At 63.3% G+C, this 17,549-nt stretch carries 11 protein-coding genes; 8 read left to right on the top strand and 3 right to left on the bottom strand.

Annotated elements, in window-relative coordinates; genetic code table 11:
• Positions 1 to 10: 10 nt before the first annotated feature.
• From agaR to ACPPVV_RS12340, 3 genes are read right to left on the bottom strand one after another with little or no spacing between them, the layout of a single operon-like run.
• Positions 11 to 799, bottom strand: coding sequence for a transcriptional repressor AgaR (gene agaR / locus ACPPVV_RS12350; protein WP_426700190.1), 789 nt, complete (start codon positions 797 to 799; stop codon positions 11 to 13).
• Positions 796 to 2,034 carry an amidohydrolase family protein gene (locus ACPPVV_RS12345; protein WP_426700189.1) on the bottom strand — a complete coding sequence of 413 codons (1,239 nt, stop codon included), beginning with the start codon at positions 2,032 to 2,034 and terminating at the stop codon, positions 796 to 798. Before ACPPVV_RS12345 ends, agaR begins: the two co-directional genes overlap by 4 nt.
• 21 nt (positions 2,035 to 2,055) lie before the next feature.
• A complete protein-coding gene (locus ACPPVV_RS12340; RefSeq protein WP_426700188.1) occupies positions 2,056 to 2,973 on the bottom strand; it encodes a class I fructose-bisphosphate aldolase in 918 nt (305 codons plus the stop codon).
• Between the two features lie 57 nt (positions 2,974 to 3,030).
• Between ACPPVV_RS12340 and ACPPVV_RS12335 the strand changes: the two genes are divergently transcribed.
• From ACPPVV_RS12335 to ACPPVV_RS12300, 8 genes are all read left to right on the top strand, one after another.
• Positions 3,031 to 4,257 carry an SIS domain-containing protein gene (locus ACPPVV_RS12335; RefSeq protein WP_426700187.1) on the top strand — a complete coding sequence of 409 codons (1,227 nt, stop codon included), beginning with the start codon at positions 3,031 to 3,033 and terminating at the stop codon, positions 4,255 to 4,257.
• A complete protein-coding gene (locus ACPPVV_RS12330; RefSeq protein ID WP_426700186.1) occupies positions 4,254 to 5,177 on the top strand; it encodes a carbohydrate kinase family protein in 924 nt (307 codons plus the stop codon). Before ACPPVV_RS12335 ends, ACPPVV_RS12330 begins: the two co-directional genes overlap by 4 nt.
• Positions 5,174 to 6,106: a 1-phosphofructokinase family hexose kinase gene (locus tag ACPPVV_RS12325; RefSeq protein ID WP_426700185.1), complete on the top strand. Its 933-nt coding sequence runs from the start codon at positions 5,174 to 5,176 to the stop codon at positions 6,104 to 6,106. The genes ACPPVV_RS12330 and ACPPVV_RS12325 overlap by 4 nt, the downstream gene beginning before the upstream one ends.
• 156 nt (positions 6,107 to 6,262) lie before the next feature.
• Positions 6,263 to 9,259 (top strand): TonB-dependent receptor, encoded by a 2,997-nt coding sequence (locus tag ACPPVV_RS12320; RefSeq protein WP_426700184.1) that lies wholly within the window; start codon positions 6,263 to 6,265, stop codon positions 9,257 to 9,259.
• 37 nt (positions 9,260 to 9,296) lie between these two features.
• On the top strand, positions 9,297 to 10,664 hold the full coding sequence (locus ACPPVV_RS12315; RefSeq protein ID WP_426700183.1) for an RICIN domain-containing protein: 1,368 nt from the start codon (positions 9,297 to 9,299) through the stop codon (positions 10,662 to 10,664).
• Between the two features lie 194 nt (positions 10,665 to 10,858).
• Positions 10,859 to 12,883, top strand: coding sequence for an enterotoxin (locus ACPPVV_RS12310; protein ID WP_426700182.1), 2,025 nt, complete (start codon positions 10,859 to 10,861; stop codon positions 12,881 to 12,883).
• A gap of 3 nt (positions 12,884 to 12,886) precedes the next feature.
• Positions 12,887 to 14,374: a hypothetical protein gene (locus tag ACPPVV_RS12305; RefSeq protein ID WP_426700181.1), complete on the top strand. Its 1,488-nt coding sequence runs from the start codon at positions 12,887 to 12,889 to the stop codon at positions 14,372 to 14,374.
• A gap of 99 nt (positions 14,375 to 14,473) precedes the next feature.
• On the top strand, positions 14,474 to 17,512 hold the full coding sequence (locus ACPPVV_RS12300; protein WP_426700180.1) for a carboxypeptidase regulatory-like domain-containing protein: 3,039 nt from the start codon (positions 14,474 to 14,476) through the stop codon (positions 17,510 to 17,512).
• The last annotated feature ends 37 nt before the right edge of the window (positions 17,513 to 17,549 follow it).

Below are 17,549 nucleotides of genomic sequence, written 5' to 3'. Positions count from 1 at the left end.
AACGCCGCGGTCAGACCAGTACGACCTGCACGCCTGCGGCACGCAGCGCCTCGACCGTTTCAGTCGGTGCGCTGTTGTCGCTGATCACGATATCGAGGTTCCGAACCGGCGTGATCACCGACAGGCTGCGCTGGCCCAGCTTGCTCGCATCGAGCACGGCGATGGTCTGGCGCGAAACGCGGATCATCAACGCATTCAACGCGGCCTCGAGCGGATCGGGCGTTGTTACGCCGACCTCGGGGTCGAGCCCGTCGACGCCGAGAAACAACCGGTCGGCGGAAAGCTTTGCCAGCGCTTGCTCGGCGTCCGGGCCAACCAGCGAATACGACGTTTGCCGCAACATGCCGCCCAGCATCATCACGCGAACCTGCGACAGTCCGGACAGCTCCATCGCGATGTTCAATGCATTGGTGATCACGGTCAGCGATTCGAACTTCGTCTGACGGATCTGCCGGGCGATCTCCACCGTGGTCGAGCCGGAATCCAGGATGATCGTTTCGCCGTCCTGGATCATCCTTGCCGCCGCCTGGCCGATGCGCAGCTTCTGCGCGTGCCAACGGGTTTCCTTGATGTTGAGTGGTGTGTCGTTCGCCGACGGCAGTGCGCCGCCATGCGAGCGCACGATCGCCGAATTGCGCGCCAGCGCATCGAGATCAGCGCGAATCGTGACCGCGGAAGTGCCGAATTTGTTCGCCAGCTCCTCCACCGTGGCGCGTCCCTGACGTTCGACCAGTTCGACGATAAGACGACGGCGTTCTCCGACCAGCAGTCGGTGGGAGGTAACGGGGGTTTCACTCATGAGTCGATATTCAGAAGTCGGGCGGCGTTGTCATAGTAAACCTTGCGCAGCACTTCGTCTGGTAGTGCCAATCCGTAGATCGACCAGCGTCCCTGCGGCGGCGCGGGAGCCGGCGCATAGTCGAAGTACTCGTCATCGGTTTCCAGGAAACGGTAGTAGATCTCGTAGAGCTCATCGCCGAACAACTGTTGCGGCACGTCGTCGCCGTAGGGTGAGGGCACGGCGTCGGTGCCGAACAGGATGCGATCCTGATAGCGGTCGAAGAAACGTCGCGCGTTGCGTGGCTGCCGGCCCAGTTCACCGATACGCGCGCTGATGTCGATCACGGTATTGGGGAAACGATCCAGGCAGGCGGCGACTGCGGCCAGGTTTTCCGCGTTGTTGCCGACGTGCAGCAGGGCAAAGGTCGTCTTCGGATGGCGCGCGATCAGACGGTCGCGCGCGGCGAGCAACTCGGCATTCCCGGGAAACTCCGGGCCGTAGAACGACCAGTCCGGGTGGTTGCTAAGTTCTTCGTAACGCTCGTTGCTGGCATCGGTGGGCAGGAAGAATGCTTCCGGGTCGGAGACATGCAGGAACACCGGCATGTCGTGCGCCGCGCAGGCCTCCCACATTGGATCGAAGCGGCGGTCGTCCACGGCCACCAGCGGGCCTTCGTCGACGCGTTCGCGCAAGTAAAGGCCCAAGGTCTTCAGCAGTTTCAGGCCGCGCGCGCCGACACGCTTGGCATGCTCGATCGCGTCGCCCTGCAGCTGCGCGTAGTTCGGCTCGGGGAAGTGTTCGTACGATGGCTCGGTAAGCGTGAGAAAGCGCCCCGGCGCAGAATGGTCGAAGCTGCGGATGCTCTTTTCCAGGCCAGCGCCGATACCGCCGGTGAGGTTCACCAGCGTGCGGATGTCCTTGCGGTCCATCACCGGCAGCAGGTCCTCGGGCTGGGCGAACAGGGTGACCTCCTCGCCCACCGAGATGCCGCTGCGCACATTGCTCGACCAACTCAGGTGCGCATGCACGTCGATCACCGGGAAACGCGGCCGCTCGACGCGCGTCTTCGGCACGTGCAGCATGCTGCGCGGCTGGAAGTCCTTCAGCCGCAATTCGCTGCCACCGGTGGCAGCCTGGGTCTGCAGTGGATTCTTGCTGCTTTCGATGCGCACCGTGCCGGCGCCGCTGGGTGGCGCGCAGCACAGGCACCCTGCCTGGATGGGGCGTTGCATTCGGGTGGAACGGTCACTCATCGGAGGCCTCGCCTGCCTGCTTCAGCGCGGATACTTCGTCATGATCACGTGTACCGAACGGACCAGCGCCAGCGCCTGTTCGAACGGTCGCAACCACATGTTGCGGCCGAACATCACGCCGTTGGCGCCGGACTGCATGTAGAACTCGACCTGGCGCAGTACCGCGTCATCGTCGTCGTCCTTCACGCCGCCGGAGAACAACACCATGGTGCGGCCGGCCGAACGTACCACGCGCTCGCAGCGGGCGCCGGCGTCTTCCTGCAACTGGTCGTACGGAGCCGGTACGTTGGCAGTGCTGTCGTTGGGTTCGTGCAGCTTGACGATGTCGGCACCCAGTTCCAGCGCAACGCGCGCGGCGTAATCCTGCGCATACAACGTGTTGGTGCCGCCCTTGGCGTTGACGGCGCTGCCACGCGGGTACGACCACAGTACCAACGGCATGCCGTAGCGCTCGCAGTCCTGGCGCACCTTCTCGAACTGGCGGAATTCGTCGTGCTGGCGTGGCGAGCCCACATACATCGTGTAACCGACGGCGTCGGCGCCCAGACGCACCGCGTCCTCGACCGAGGCGAAGAGCGGTGACGTGGCGTCGGCGTCGCTGGGAATGTTGGTCTTGCCATTGAGCTTGAGGATCAGCGGGATCTGCCCGCAATACGCGCCCATGTACTTCTCGGCCAGGCCAATGCCCAGCGCGATCGCCGAGAAATTTCCCTCGACGGCCAGGCGGAACTGGTAATCCGGGTCCACCGCCGGCGGGTTCGGGAAGAAATCCGTCGGGCCGTGCTCAAGCCCCTGATCCAGCGGCAGCACCAGCAGGCTGCCGTTGCGCGGACCGTGACCGTAGAGCAGTCGCCACAGGCGAGTGCGCTTGCCGTGGGAAAGGGACAGCAGGGACAGCTTGCCGTCAGTGTTCGAAACCCCTTGTAAGTGTTGTTTCATTTCGAATACTCTCGATTCTGTGGTTATGGACTTTCACATTCAATTGTATCTGGCAAAATGTCAATAATAAACAAGCAAACGAAATTTTCAGCCCAGCTGTCGGCGTTGCAGGCCTTGCCGCCGGCGGAGCAGCGGGCGCGCGGCTATGCCGACACCTTGCGCGAGATCCTGCAACAGCCGGCGACCTGGGCCGATACCGCCAGCCAGCTGCGCAGTCCATCGATGCTGGAGCCGCTGCTGGCCGCGCTGCAGCCGCGACCACAGCACATCGTGCTGACCGGGTCGGGCAGTTCCATGTACATCGGCGAATGCCTGGCGCCCAGCCTGCAACTGGGCCTGGGCATTCCGGCACAGGCCATCGCCGCCGGCACCTTGCTGACCCATTGGCGCAGCGTACTGCCGCCGGGCAGCGGCCTGCTGATTTCCCTGGCCCGTTCGGGCGACAGCCCCGAAAGCTGCGCCGTGGTGGACCGGCTGCTGGCCGAGGCACCCGACTACCGGCATCTGGTGATCACCTGCAACGCCAGCGGCAAGCTCGCTACCCGTTACCGCGACGATCCGCGGGTGAGTGTGCTGCTGCTCGACGAACGCACCAATGATCGCAGCCTGGTGATGACCAGCAGCTTCACCAACCTGTTGCTGGCCGGTACTGGCCTGCTGCAACGGCCGGAAGAAGAAGTCACGGTCGCGGTGGAGCGGTTGGCCAGTGGCGTGCAGTGCATCTTCGACGAACAGGCCGACGCCATCGCGAAGCTGGCCGGCAGGGCGTTCAGCAAGATTGTCTACCTCGGCAGCGGCGGCGTGCTCGGCGCGGCCCACGAAGCCGCACTGAAGATGCTGGAAATGACCGACGGTGCGGTAACCACGCTAGCGGAAACCTATCTCGGCCTGCGCCACGGGCCGATGTCCAGCCTCGATGAGCAGACCCTGGTGGTCGGCTTCCTGTCGCCGGATCCGGCCGTGCGCGCGTACGAAGTGGACTTGTTGCGTGAGTTGTCGCGCAAGCAGCTGGGCATGACCCGGCTGTTGGTGGGCGAAGGCATCGCCACCGACGGGCTGGGACCGGATGACCTCGCCATGGAGCTGCCGAAGCTGCATGCCGCCGATGGCGCGTTGCCGCTGCTGGCGAATGTCGCGGTAGGGCAACTGCTGGCGTTTTTCCGCTGCCTGTCGCTGGGCGGCAAGCCGGATACACCGTCGCAAGGCGTGCTCACCCGTGTCGTCGAACATTTCCCGATGCATCAGGGGCGCGGCTCAAACGATGAGCACGAGGAGGGCGTGTGAAACGGATCCTGATTGTTGGCGAAATCAACGTCGACCTGGTCTTCAAGCAGTGCCAGGCGCTACCCACCCCCGGCCGGGAAGTGTTGGCCGAAGACTTCTGCATGACGCCCGGCAGTTCATCGATGATCTGCGCGATGGGTCTGGCCCGGCTGGGCGACCCGGTCAGCTTCCACGGCAAGGTGGGCGCGGACACATGGGGCGACCACTGTCTCGATGCGCTGCGCCGCGCCGGCATCGACGTGGCCTCGGTGCAGCAGGATCCGAACCTGCGCACCGGTGTCACTGCGTCGTTGTCGACGCCGCAGGACCGTGCGCTGGTGACATTCGCCGGCGCGATCGACGTGCTGCGTGCCGACGACGTCGGCGATGCCTTGCTGGCCGGCGCCGACCACCTGCATGTTTCCTCGTACTACCTGCAGCGCGCCCTGCGCCCGGATTGCCGTGCGCTGTTCGCGCGGGCAAGAAAGGCCGGCCTGACCACCTCGCTCGATCCCGGTTTCGATCCGCAACAGGCGTGGGGCGACGACTTGCGCGACACGCTGAATGAAGTCGACCTGTTCCTGCCCAACGAGTTGGAGCTGGCTGCCATCACTGGACACGACGACGTACTGGACGGTCTGCGCGCGCTCGACCTGGGCCACACACTGACCGTGGTGAAGCGCGGGCAGCGCGGCTGCGCCAGTCTGGACCACGGGCGACTGCATGAGGTGCCGGCGTTTGCAGTGGATCCCGTCGACAGCACCGGCGCGGGCGATTCGTTTGACGCCGGTTTCCTGCATGCGTGGTTGCGCGGGTTGCCGTTGCACGACTGCATGCGCTGGGGCAGTGCCTGCGGCAGCCTGTCCACGCGCGGCACCGGTGGCACCACGGCGCAAGCCAGTGCATTGGAAGTGGAAGCCCTGTTGGCGTCTGTCCGGTGATCACGGTCATCGGTTTCAACACGGCGATCGACCGGTTCATCCGGCTCGATTCGTTGCGCCCCGGTGAGGTGAGTCGCGCACTCGACGAACAGGTTTCTCCGGGCGGCAAGGGCCTGCACGTGGCCCAGACCATCGCCGCACTGGGCGAACGCGTGCAACTGATCGGCCTGGTCGACCCCGCCCATCGCAACATGATCGGCCGCCAGATGTGCGAGCGCGGCGTGTTGTTTCATGGCATCGAGATTGCCGACAGCCTGCGCACCTGTATCGCACTGCAGGACGCGACCGGCCAGATCACCGAAATCCTGGGTCAGGGTCCGCTGCTGGACGTCACGCAACAGGAAGCCCTGCTGCGCGCCTTCCGCCGCGGCGTCGAGGACAGCGACCTGATCGTTCTCTCCGGCAGCCTGCCACGCGGCTTTGAATCGACCATCTATGCCGAACTGGCAGCCCACGTTCGCGATGCCGGCAAGCGTTGCCTGGTTGACGCCGGCGGTGCGCTGATGCGGCATGCGCTGGAGGTCCAGCCGTTCGTGGTGAAGCCCAACCGTGACGAGATCACCGAACTGTTTGGACGGCCGATTGCCGACCTGGATGCCGCCGTGGCCGCCGCTCGCGAGCTGCACGCGCGGGGTGTCGCGATGCCGGTGGTGTCGATGGGCGCGCTGGGCGCCGTGGCCGTCGATGACAGCGGAACATGGCGCGCCGCGATCGAGCTTTCGGACGTCCGCAACACGGTCGGCTCGGGCGACTGCCTGCTGGCCGGCGTGACCGTCGGCATCGCGCGCGGCTTGCCGCTGGAAGAAATCCTGCGCCTTGGCGTGGCTTGCGGTGCAGCCAACGCGCTGGCCGAGGAAACCGGCTACGCCACCCGCGCCAGCGTTAACGCTTTGGCCCCGCAGGTGCGCCTGCAGCGAATCGAGTTTTGAGTATGAGGCAGCCCTCGAGCACCGACGTGCCGAGGGAGAACGACGGGTTGCATTGAGATCGCGGAACGGGAGTTTCCGCGATGGTTTTTCAGAAAGTGTCCGGCCGCTGGGGAGTGTGAAGGCGGCACGGCATACGGGTTCAACGACGAGGTTGACATGAACGCAGCAAGGGTGAGGGCGGGGAACGGGCGGGTCGGACAGACCATGCTCGCGATGGGGTTGCTGGCAGCGTTGGGGATAGGGGTCGTCCACGCACAATCGATTACCGGCGGTCTGTACGGCAAGGAACCTGGCGGCAGCAAGGTCACGCTGGAAGTCACCAGCGCAACGACGGGTTATCACCGCGAGCTGCATCCGGATAGCAACGGACGCTACACCGTCGCCGGTTTGAATCCTGGCAAATATACGGTGACCGCCTCGCAGGACGGCGCAACCGTCGGCACGCGCACGATCACGGTGAACGCCAACGTGCAGACCGCGGTGCCGGCGTTGTCCAGCGCCGAGGTTTCCGCGGCGGCGTCGAACAACGCAGCCAATCTCTCCGCGATCCATGTGAATGGAACGGCGCTCGATACAAATGTGATCCCGATCGACGTGAGCACGCCGGAGTTCTCCAGCAACTACAACATGCACGTGGTCAACCAGCTGCCGACCGGGCGCGGTCCCGAGAGCGTCGCGCTGTTGAGCTCCAGGGTGCGTTACGACAACCAGACCACCGGCCTGATCCAGATGGGCGGCGCCAGCCCGGCGGAGAACCGCTACTACTACAACGAGTTCGACAGCACCTACGACTACCAAGGCCTGGGCGCCACCTACCTGCCGGCCGAGGCGATCAGCTCGGTGCAGGCGCTGAGCAGCAATGCCGGAGTGAGCTGGACCAGCACGACCGGAGGAAACATCTCCTCCACGGTGCGTCAAGGCAGCAACCGTTTTCAGGCCGGCTATTCGTTGTACTTCACGCCGGGCACATCGTGGTTCAACCCACGCTCGCGCGATTCGCGCACGTCGCGGGGCGACTATTACGCATTCAATTCCTCCAATACCCACAGCGCCAATGTCACGAACCAGTATCTGTGGGCATCCGGCGCGCTGGTGAAGGACAAGCTGTTCTTCTTCGCCATGCTGGGCAACTCGCCGGCCAACACCAGCCAGGGCAATTCGCAGACGCAGCAAACCGATACAGCCGTCCGCGACAAGAATGGCCTGCTCAACCTTACCTGGAACATCGACAACGACCAGTCGCTCAACGTGGTCGGCAATCGTGACTGGAAAAACACCTTCAACAATCAGTACGTCCTGACGCGCGATTACGATCCATCCTCCAAGGGCGCGTACTACGGCTGGACCTCGAGCCAGGTCAAGAACCAGTTTCTGATCGGCAACTATCACTGGCAGATCAACGACGACATGAGCCTGCGGCTGATGGGTGGTTACCTCAGTCAGTCGTCGTTGAGTCCGACTTCCACCAGCGGTACCGGTCTGCCGTTCGTGCACGAGATCGATCCGGTCACCCGGGTGACTCGCAATATCGGCCTCACCACCACCAGCAACCAGCTGTATCCGTTCGCGTATTGGCGTCGCGGCTTCAAGGGCGACTTCACCTGGAACCTGGGCGATCACAAGATCACCATCGGTGGCGAGCACTACAAGCACTTCATCAACAACGTCACCACCACCACCGAGGGTGGCGACTGGACCTACCACAACGAGCCCGGCACCATCCTGCCGAACGGCTCGCCCGCGCCAGCGGACGGACGCTACGTCGACCGGTACTACATCAGCACCGGTGGCCCGTTCTACACCGTCAACAAGGCGTTCTACATCGACGACTACTGGCAGGCCTCCGACCGTTGGATCGTCTATGCCGGCCTGCGTGACGACACCTTCATCAACAAAAACATCAACGGCCAGAACTTCTGGCACCTGCCGCTGCTGTCGCCGCGACTCGGCTTGTCGTGGGATGTCTACGGCGACAGCTCGATGAAGATCGGTGCCAACGCCGGCAAGTACACCATCCCGATTCCGTCCAGCGTCAACAACGGCGCGGCCGGGGCGGTCACGCAATGGAACCGCTATTACACCTATACCGGCAGGGACCCCACGACCCAGGCACCCACCGGCCTGACCCAGATCGGCCCGCAAAGCACGCTGATCAACGGCCAGGCGCCCAGCGCGGCCAACGTGGCTACCTCCAACATCAAGGCGCCCTACCAGTACGAGTTTCAGGTGTACGTGCAGAAGACGCTGGGCAACAGCTGGTCGTCGATGGCCGAACTGGGTTACTCCTCGCTCAAGCGTGCGATCGAGGACACCTGCTACACCCAGGGCATCACCGACTACGCGCAAGCGCACGGCTACCCGAACTACGAAGATTCCAGCGGCTGTCCGATGATCAACCCGGGCATCGCGCAGGTATTCATGCGTGACTACAACGGCGACGGCAAGCTGGAGCCGCTGACCGTACCGGGCAATGTGTTCGGCCCGGCGCCCACGCGCAAGTATGTGCATCTGACGCTGGAGCTGACCCACACGCAAAACAGCGAGGAACCCTACTACCTCGACCTCAGCTACACGTGGGCGCATCTGTACGGCAACTACGACGGCCTGCTCAACCTCGGCACGCGTACCAACGGCGGTCCCTCCGAGCAGATCCTGTGGGACTTCCCCGGCCTGATGGAGCACAGCTCCGGCAACCTGGCCGGCGACGTGCGGCACAGTTTGAAGCTCAACGGCGTTTACTACTTCTCCAATGGGCTTCGCGTCGGCAGTACGTTCGACCTGTCCACCGGCACGCCGCAGAACTGCCTGGGCACCTATCCGGATATCGACAATCCCGCCGAGCTGTATGGCGCCGCCAGCCATTACTGCGACAACGTACCTGCGCCACTAGGTACCGCCGGTCGTTCGCCATTGTTCTGGCAGCTGAATCTCGGTGTGGGTTACGACTGGGCCATCAACGAGTCGAACCACCTGAGCCTGGATCTGCAGGTGCAGAACATCACCAATCGCCAGGGTCGCATCGATTCGGCACAACGCTACGACACCGGCGGGTTCCAGGACGACGGGCAACCGATTCTCGAGCCGAGCTATGGCGCGCCCACCTGGCAGGTACCGCGAACCACGATGCTGATTGCCCGCTACACCTTTCGGTAATGAAAGCTGAGGAAACAAACATGGGCGTAAAGGATTTTTGCCGGGCGGGATGCGTCGTGCATCCCGAACCTCGCATCTCCTTCTGCGGCCATGGAGCCATCGCGACGAAGGGGCAGGGACGCCGCGCCACGTTTCCACTCACCATGGGGCATCGACCGTGAAAAAATATCTGTTGCATCTCGCTTGCGGGCTTGCGGGTATGGGAGCTTTCCTGGCCAACCCGGCCCACGCCGTGGTTGCAGGTGGCATGACGGCGAACCACTACTACTACCCCGCCTCGACTGTCGCCAATGTCGATGGCCTGTATGGCTACAACGCAATCGATGCCTCGATCCGGGTTACTCATGAGCCGGGCAACAACGGCAATACGTATTACGCCAGTCAGTTTTTCTGGACGGTCAACGTCAACCAGGGCGGCTATACCGGCATCCAGCAAAACTCAAAAAAGACCAAGACCGTGCTCTTTTCGATCTTCGGCCAGACCTACGACTCGAGTGTCGACAAAGCCGGTCCCGCTTCTGGTGCGGTATGCCAGGGTTTCGGCGGTGAAGGCACTGGCACGCAATGCCTGTTCACTACAAAAGGCAACGACGCGCCAGCATGGAAAGAAGGGGCCAAATACACCTTCCACTTGAAGTACGCGGGTAAGACAACGATTCCTGCAGGAAAGGCCGATGCAGGCGAAAACTACCTGTGGAAGGCCTCGATCACCGACAAGAGCACGGGCACCACCACGGTTATCGGAACCATCCATTCGCCCGCGAGCAACGGCATATTGCAAGGGGTCGTGCCGCAGTTCGTCGAGAATTTCACCCAGGGATCGGAGCAGTATTCCTCGTGCTCTGAAGTGCCCCCCACGACCGCCGTGTTCTACGCTCCGGTCATGTACGACCCGGCGAAAAACGCCGTGCAAACCAACAACGCCTCGACACAGGTCTATGGTGATTGCGCGTCCATCGCCCGTTCGACGATCGACCCGGACCACACGGCCATTACCACCATCAACCAGTCTTCTGGCGCGTCTTTCATCGCCAGGAGTCGCGTCCAGCATTATTGCGCGGATACGTTGGGTGGCAACCACCTGGGCCTCAATACCTGTGCGCGCAACGGCAGTTCTCCCCAGGCGTTTGCCAATCAGCTGCTGGCGAATGACGCCAGCAACCGGCTGAATCTGGTCGACCGGAGCGTTTGCCTGCAGGCACATGGCAGCAGTGCCGTACTCACCGCGTATTGCACTGCCGACAGCAGCCAGGAATGGTTGTACATGCCTGGCTCGCAGGCGTGGTTCAACGTGGGCTCTGGTCGATGCCTCAACGCGGCCGGCGATGCCGGGCAGAACAGCACGGTAAATCTGGCACGTTGTGATGCGTCCGACTATCAGCAGTGGCTCTCAAAGCAGCCGTAAAAGTGCTCATTACGGAGCGACGCATCGCGCGGCATCCGAACGTGCTCTGCCGCTTCCACCGAATGCTGCATTCACCCTCTTGCGAAGTTGCACGGGCACAGGGCGTTGGATGCAACCGGTTGGGCGATACCCATAAATCAACACGAGAGGCAACCATGGCAGCACCGCATCCACATTCCCTTCGTTCGTCATGCATGAGCATGCTGGCTTCCTGCCTGCTGGTCGCGCTGACGGGTTTCAGCACGGCACACGCCGAGGACAGCATCGCCACGGGCAAGGCTGTGCTCGAACCCGGCGCGGCGAGCTTCGTTGATCACCAGGGCGTGGAGAGCTTCGGCAACGCCGCGATCGAGGCGAGCTGGACGATCGACCAGCAACACCTGGCTGGCATGACGGTCGTCGACCGCGTGCACCGGCAATCGCTGAAGGTGGTTGCGCCGTTTGCTTTGGTGCTGGAGGACGGCAAGACATTGACTGCCGCGGACATGCAGCTGCTCTCGCCGCTGCATGAAACCGTGTTGCCGAATCACGCCGATGCCTCGCGCCTGGCCGAGCGGCTGCCCGGCAAGTCGGTGCAGGCCAGTTTCGGCGATGCCGACGGGCGCTTCCGGGTGGATTGGCAACTGGTTCAGCGCGACGGCTCGCCCTATCTGCGTGAGCTGGTGTCGATCACCGCGCTCAAGCAGGACGAGAAGATCGCCAAGGTTTCGCTGCTGCAGACGCAGGTTGCCGGGGCGGAAGTCCGTGGCGAGGCGAAGGGCTCGCCGGTGGTCGCGGGCGACGTCTATCTCGGTTTCGAGGATCCGCTTTCCGACAGTGCCGTGCGCGGCAGCAACATCAAGCTCACCCTTGACCGGCAGTTGCCGCTGGAACACGGCAAGACGATCGCCTATTCGGCGGTGGTCGGCGTGGTGCGCGAGGGCCAGCTGCGGCGCGATTTCGCCAGTTATGTCGAACGCGAGCGGGCGCATCCGTACCGGACCTTCCTGCACTACAACTCGTGGTACGACATCGGTTATTTCACGCCGTATACCGAGGCGCAGGCGCTTGACCGGATCAAGACCATCGGTGAAGAGCTGCACGTGAAACGCGGCGTGACGCTCGACTCGTACCTGTTCGACGACGGCTGGGACGACCGCAGCGGCAGCTGGCATTTCAGCAAGGATTTTCCGCACGGCTTCGCGCCGTTGCGCGAGGCAGCGGCGAAGTACGGCGCCGCTCCAGGCATGTGGCTGTCGCCATGGGGTGGTTATGGTCCGCCGGCGAAGGAACGTGCCCAGCGTGGCGCCAAGGCGGGTTATGAAATCATCGACGGCGGTCTCGCGCTGTCCGGTCCGAAGTACTACCAGCGCTTCCACGATGTGGTGATGGAGCTGGTCGGCAAGGACGGCATCAACCAGTTCAAGTTCGACGGCACCGGCAACGCCGACAAGGTGTTTCCGGGCAGTCGTTTCGACAGCGATTTTTCTGCGGCGATCCAGCTGATCAAGGACATCCGCGCCGCTAAGCCGGATACCTTCATCAACCTCACCACGGGTACCTGGGCGTCGCCGTTCTGGCTGCGCTACGCCGATACCATCTGGCGCGATGGCGAGGACGACAGCGAAACCGGCGTCGGCAGCACGCGCGAACAGTGGATCACCTACCGCGACGCGCAGACGTATCGCAACATCGTGCTCAAGGGTCCGCTGTTTCCGATCAATTCGCTGATGCTCCACGGCATCATCTACGCGAAGGAAAACCGCAAGCTCAATACCGACCCGGGCCACGATTTCGCCAACGAGGTGCACTCGTACTTCGCCACCGGCACCGAGCTGCAGGAGATGTACATCACGCCCTCGCTGCTCAGCACGCAGGACTGGGACATGCTGGCCGCGGCGGCACGCTGGTCGCGCACCCACGCCGATGTGCTGCGCGACACGCACTGGATTGGCGGCGCGCCGGACCGGCTCGACGTGTATGGCTGGGCGTCGTGGTCGCCCGCCAAGTCGATCGTCACGCTGCGCAATCCCAGCGATCACGCGCAGATGACCGTGATCGACCTGCAACGGCAGCTGGAGCTTCCGAAAGACGCCGCGCGCCGTTTCAGCGTGCACGACGTCTGGAAAACCGGTGGCAGCCAGGTACCGCAACGCCTGGACGCCGATCATCCGGGCAGCATCACGCTGGCACCGTTCGAGGTGTTGACCCTCGAACTGACGCCGATGACGAAGCACTGAGTCATGGTCGATCCGACCCGGCGCAATCTGCTGAAGGCGGCTGGCCTGCTGCCCCTGGTGGCCGCCTGTGGCGACCTTGTCCACGCTGCGGAGCGGTCGCCCTCGCGGGCGTGGGCCAGGGCGGAGTTCGCCGTGCGGCCGGATCGGCCGGGGCGCACGGTCAGCCCCACGCTCACCGGGTTGAGCTACGAGACCTTGCAGCTGGCGGATCCGACATTCTTTTGCGCTGACAACCACAGCCTGGTGCAGTTGTTTCGTGGCCTGAGTCCGCACGGCGTGCTGCGTATCGGCGGCAACACCAGCGACTACACGATATGGAGCGGGTATCGCGGTGAGTTGCCGGTGCAACGCGCGCGCAAGGGCGGACCGCAACAGCCGTTCGTGCTCGGGCCCGAAGCATTGCATGCGCTGGCAGGTTTCCTGCACGCCACCGGCTGGAAGCTGGTGTTTGGTGTCAACCTGAAGATCGGCGTGCCGGCGATGGCAGCGGAGTTGGCCAAGGCCGTGCAGCGGATCGTCGGCGACGACCTGCTGGCCATCCAGATCGGCAACGAGGCGAACAACTACGAGGCGGACTACGCGGCCTTCGATGCGGCGTGGAGTCCGTATGCCGCGGCGATCCGCGCGGTGGGCGTGCCGATCGCCGGCCCCGACACCGGCGCGAACACCGACTGGGTGATCGACTACGCAACGCGGCACGGCAAGCGCAACGTATTTCTCAGCCGGCATTACTACCGCGATGCGGCGCCGAACGGTTCAATCCCGGACATGCTCGCTGGCGATCCGGCGTTCTACGCGGAAGTCGAACAGATCGTGCACGCGGCGGATGTCGCACAACTTCCGTTCTATCTCACCGAAGCGAACTCCTATTACTTCGGCGGCCGCGACGGGGTCAGCAATGTGTTCGCCTCGGCGTTGTGGGGCGCGGATTTCATGCTCGCGCTGGCGCAGCGCGGCGTGGCCGGCATCAACTTCCACGGTGGCACGCTGCTGTCGGTCGAGGCATCGCTTGGTCGCGCTGCAGACAGCGCAGCGGCTTCCGATCTGCCTGGTCGGCGCGACGCCGTCACTTCACGTTACTCGGCCATTGCCGGCGATGTCGCGCTCGGCTTCCAGCCGCGACCGCTGTACCACGGCATGCTGCTGGCACAGCAGTTTGCTGGTGCACGGATGTTGCCAGGCCGATTGAATGCTGCTGGCGCCAACCTGACTGCCTACGCGGCACGGCGCGATGACGCAGTACAGGTGGCGTTGATCAACAAGGATTCCGAACGCGATGCCACGGTCTCCATCAATGGTTTGAGCGGGTACGGCAACGGTCATGTCGTGCAGCTGTCGGCACCCGCGCTGGACAGCCGCCACGGCATCGTCTTCGAGGGCGTCGGTGACGCGACCGCCGGTCGCCCCGTTGCTCTGGACAGGCATGGCAATTGCCACATCGTGTTGCCACGTGGCAGTGCTGTTCTGGTTCGACTGGATCGTTTGGTTTGAAGGCTCGGCGAGAAGTCGCCGTTGTCTGTTGGCGTGGTGGGGGAGGGTGTGAGTGGTTATCAAAAACTGGCTGAATTTATCCGGACATCGGGGAGTGGCATGAACATGAACAAGCGTGAGTTGATGGGCAAGAAAGAGTTGTGTCTGCTGATTGCCATGAGCCTGGCCGGTGGTGTGGTGCATGCGCAGTCGACCACCGGCAGTATCGTGGGACAGGTGCCGGCCGGGACAGGTGAGACAGTCACGGTGCAGAGCACCAGCGGTCTGCAGCGCGAAGCGCAGGTCGACAGCCGCGGCCGCTACACGGTGAACCAGTTGCCGCTGGGCACCTACACGGTGACGCTCAAGCACAACGGCGCGACGGCGCAAACGCGCAGCGGCGTGAACCTGCGGGTGGGACAGGCAACCGATGTCTCGTTCAATCCGGAAGCGGCCAGTGGCGATATGGCTGCGAAGAACCTGGCCGGTGTCAATGTCACGGCCAACACGCTACCGAGCATCGACGTGACCAGCGTGGATTCGCGCACCGTGATCACCGCCGAACAACTGCGCAAGCTGCCGCTGGGCTTTACCGCCGAAGCGGCGGCGCTGCTCGCCCCGGGCGTGGTCAACAACACGGGTGGCTTCACCACCGCCACCGGTGGTTCGCTGGCGAGCTTCGGTGGCGCCGGCGCCAACGAGAACGCGTATTACATCAACGGCTTCAACACCACCGATCCGCTGAAATCCGAAGGCGGCATCACCCTGCCATACGGCTCGATCGACCAGGAAGAGGTCTACACCGGCGGTTACAGCGCGCAGTACGGTCGTTCCGACGGTGGCGTGATCAACATGGTCGGCAAGCGTGGCAGCAACGAGTGGCACTTCGGCGGCCAGGCGAGTTGGGAGCCTGCCTTTGCACGTGCACCAGCCACCGCCCTCTATTACGAGAACGGCCTGCCAACCACGCCAGGGCAGGTGGCGAAGTACGGTGACCTGTACGACGCACGCGGTGAAAACTCCTACTGGGTGACCACCTACGACGCCTATGTCGGCGGCCCGCTGATCAAGGACAAGTTGTTCTTCTTCGCGTCGGCGGAGATGGCCAAGCAGCAGGGCAATTCGTTGGGCGCGGTGACCTCGACGTCGCCCTATACGGACTACCACTACAGCATGCCCAAGTGGTATGCCAAGGTGGACTGGAACATCAACGACAGCAACATCCTCGAGCTCACCGGCGCTTCCAGCAAACGCGAGACCGCTGCCGATACGTATCGCTACGACTACCAGAACTACCAGCGTGGCGCGCTCTTCGGTCACGCGGCAAACACCAAGACGGGGGGCGACCTGTGGACGGCCAAATACACCGGCTACCTCACCGACAACCTCACCCTCAACGCGATGTACGGCAAGATGCACACGGCTGCCTTCAGCGAGGTGGCAGGCTACGATCCGGGGCTGGTATACATCGAAAATCCCCAGCTGCAGAATCCGACGCTCAACGGCGGTGATCCGCGATTGACCAATCAGACGGTCACCTCGATCAGTGACCCGGGTCGTGGCAACCGCACAACCAACCTGCGGGTGAGCCTGGAATACAAACTGGGCGACCATACGCTTACCGCCGGCATCGACAACCTCACCGCCGCGGCGCTCAAGCAGGGGGCGGTGGATTCCGGTCCCGGCTATTACTGGTCGTACAACCAGACCGACCATCCGGGAAATGATCTCAACACCGGATTGGGCGTCGGTCCCACCGCCAACTATCCCAATGGCGCGCAAGGTTATTACGTCAAGCGCCAGGTGGACCGTGCGCTCAACAACGTGCGCACCAGCGAGCACGCGCAGTTCATCGAGGACAACTGGCAGGTCACCGACAAGCTGCTGCTCTCGCTGGGCCTGCGCGACGACCAGTTCACCAACTACAACGCCGCTGCCCTGGCGTACATCAAGCAGAACAACCAGTGGGCGCCACGACTGGGCTTCGCCTGGGACGTGAACGGTGATTCCAGCTTCAAGGTGTACGGCAATGCGGGCCGTTACTTTCTCGCTTCGCCACTGGAGCCGGCGCTGAGCGCGGGCAGTTCCGAGCTCAGCACCACCCAGTACTTCACTTACAGCGGCATTGATGCGAGCGGTGTACCCACCGGGCTGACCGCGATGTCCGGGCCGGTATCGGCGAACAGCAACTTTGGCCAGCTGCCCGATCCCAAGACCGTGGTCGCCAAGAACCTGAAGGCGATGTACCAGGACGAGTACATGCTGGGTTTCAGCAAGACACTCGGCCACGACTGGTTGTATGGCGCCAAGGCCACCCGGCGCGTGTTGCGCAGCTCGATCGATGATTTCTGCGATGCGGACACGCTCGCGGCGATCGCGGCGCAGCAAGGGGTGATCATGGGGCCGGACAACAACGGTTGCCATCTGATCAATGCCGGTACCGACAACACCTTCGTGGTTGCCGACACCAACGGGCAGCTGCATGACGTGAAGGCGACTCGCCAGGCGCTCGGTTTCCCCAAGATGAAGCGCAACTATTACGCACTGGAGACGTTCCTGGAGCATCCGTTCGATGGCCAGTGGTTTGGCAATGTCAGTTACACGCTCTCGCGCAGCTACGGCAACACCGAGGGCATGACGCAGTCCGATGCGAAGTCTGACGGCCCGCAGGAATCGGCCGACTGGGACAACGGTCCGATCATGGTCTGGAGCAATGGCGACCAGGGCAACGATCACCGGCATCAGTTCAAGGCGTTCGGCTATTACCAGATCACTCCGGAGTGGCTGGTTTCGGGCAAGGTGACGTTGCAGTCGGGTCAACCCAAGGTCTGTCTTGGTTTGTTCCCGGGCAATGTCGACCCGGCGGGCTACGGTTCGTCCTATCACTACTGCAACAACGTGCCGGTGCCGCCCGGCAGCACCGGTCGTTTGCCTTGGCAGCGGCAGCTGGACCTCGGTGTCCAGTACGCACCCGCGTTCGCGGCGCACAAGCTTGCCCTGCATCTGGACGTCTTCAACGTATTCAATGCCCAGGGTGTGACCAACATCGTCCCGAGCTACTACCGCGATTCGTCCGGCTCGCCCAATCCGCTGTACGGCACGGCACAGGTCACGCAGTCGCCCCGTTATGCGCGTTTATCGGTCACTTACGACTATTGAGTTCGATGGCGCTGCATCTGTCCCGGGGCACGCTCCG

Source organism: Rhodanobacter sp. Col0626 (genome assembly GCF_049994385.1).
Taxonomy (GTDB): Bacteria; Pseudomonadota; Gammaproteobacteria; order Xanthomonadales; family Rhodanobacteraceae; genus Rhodanobacter.
Note: the sequence above shows the minus strand (reverse complement) of the source record. Positions and strands in the feature narration are given on the sequence as shown.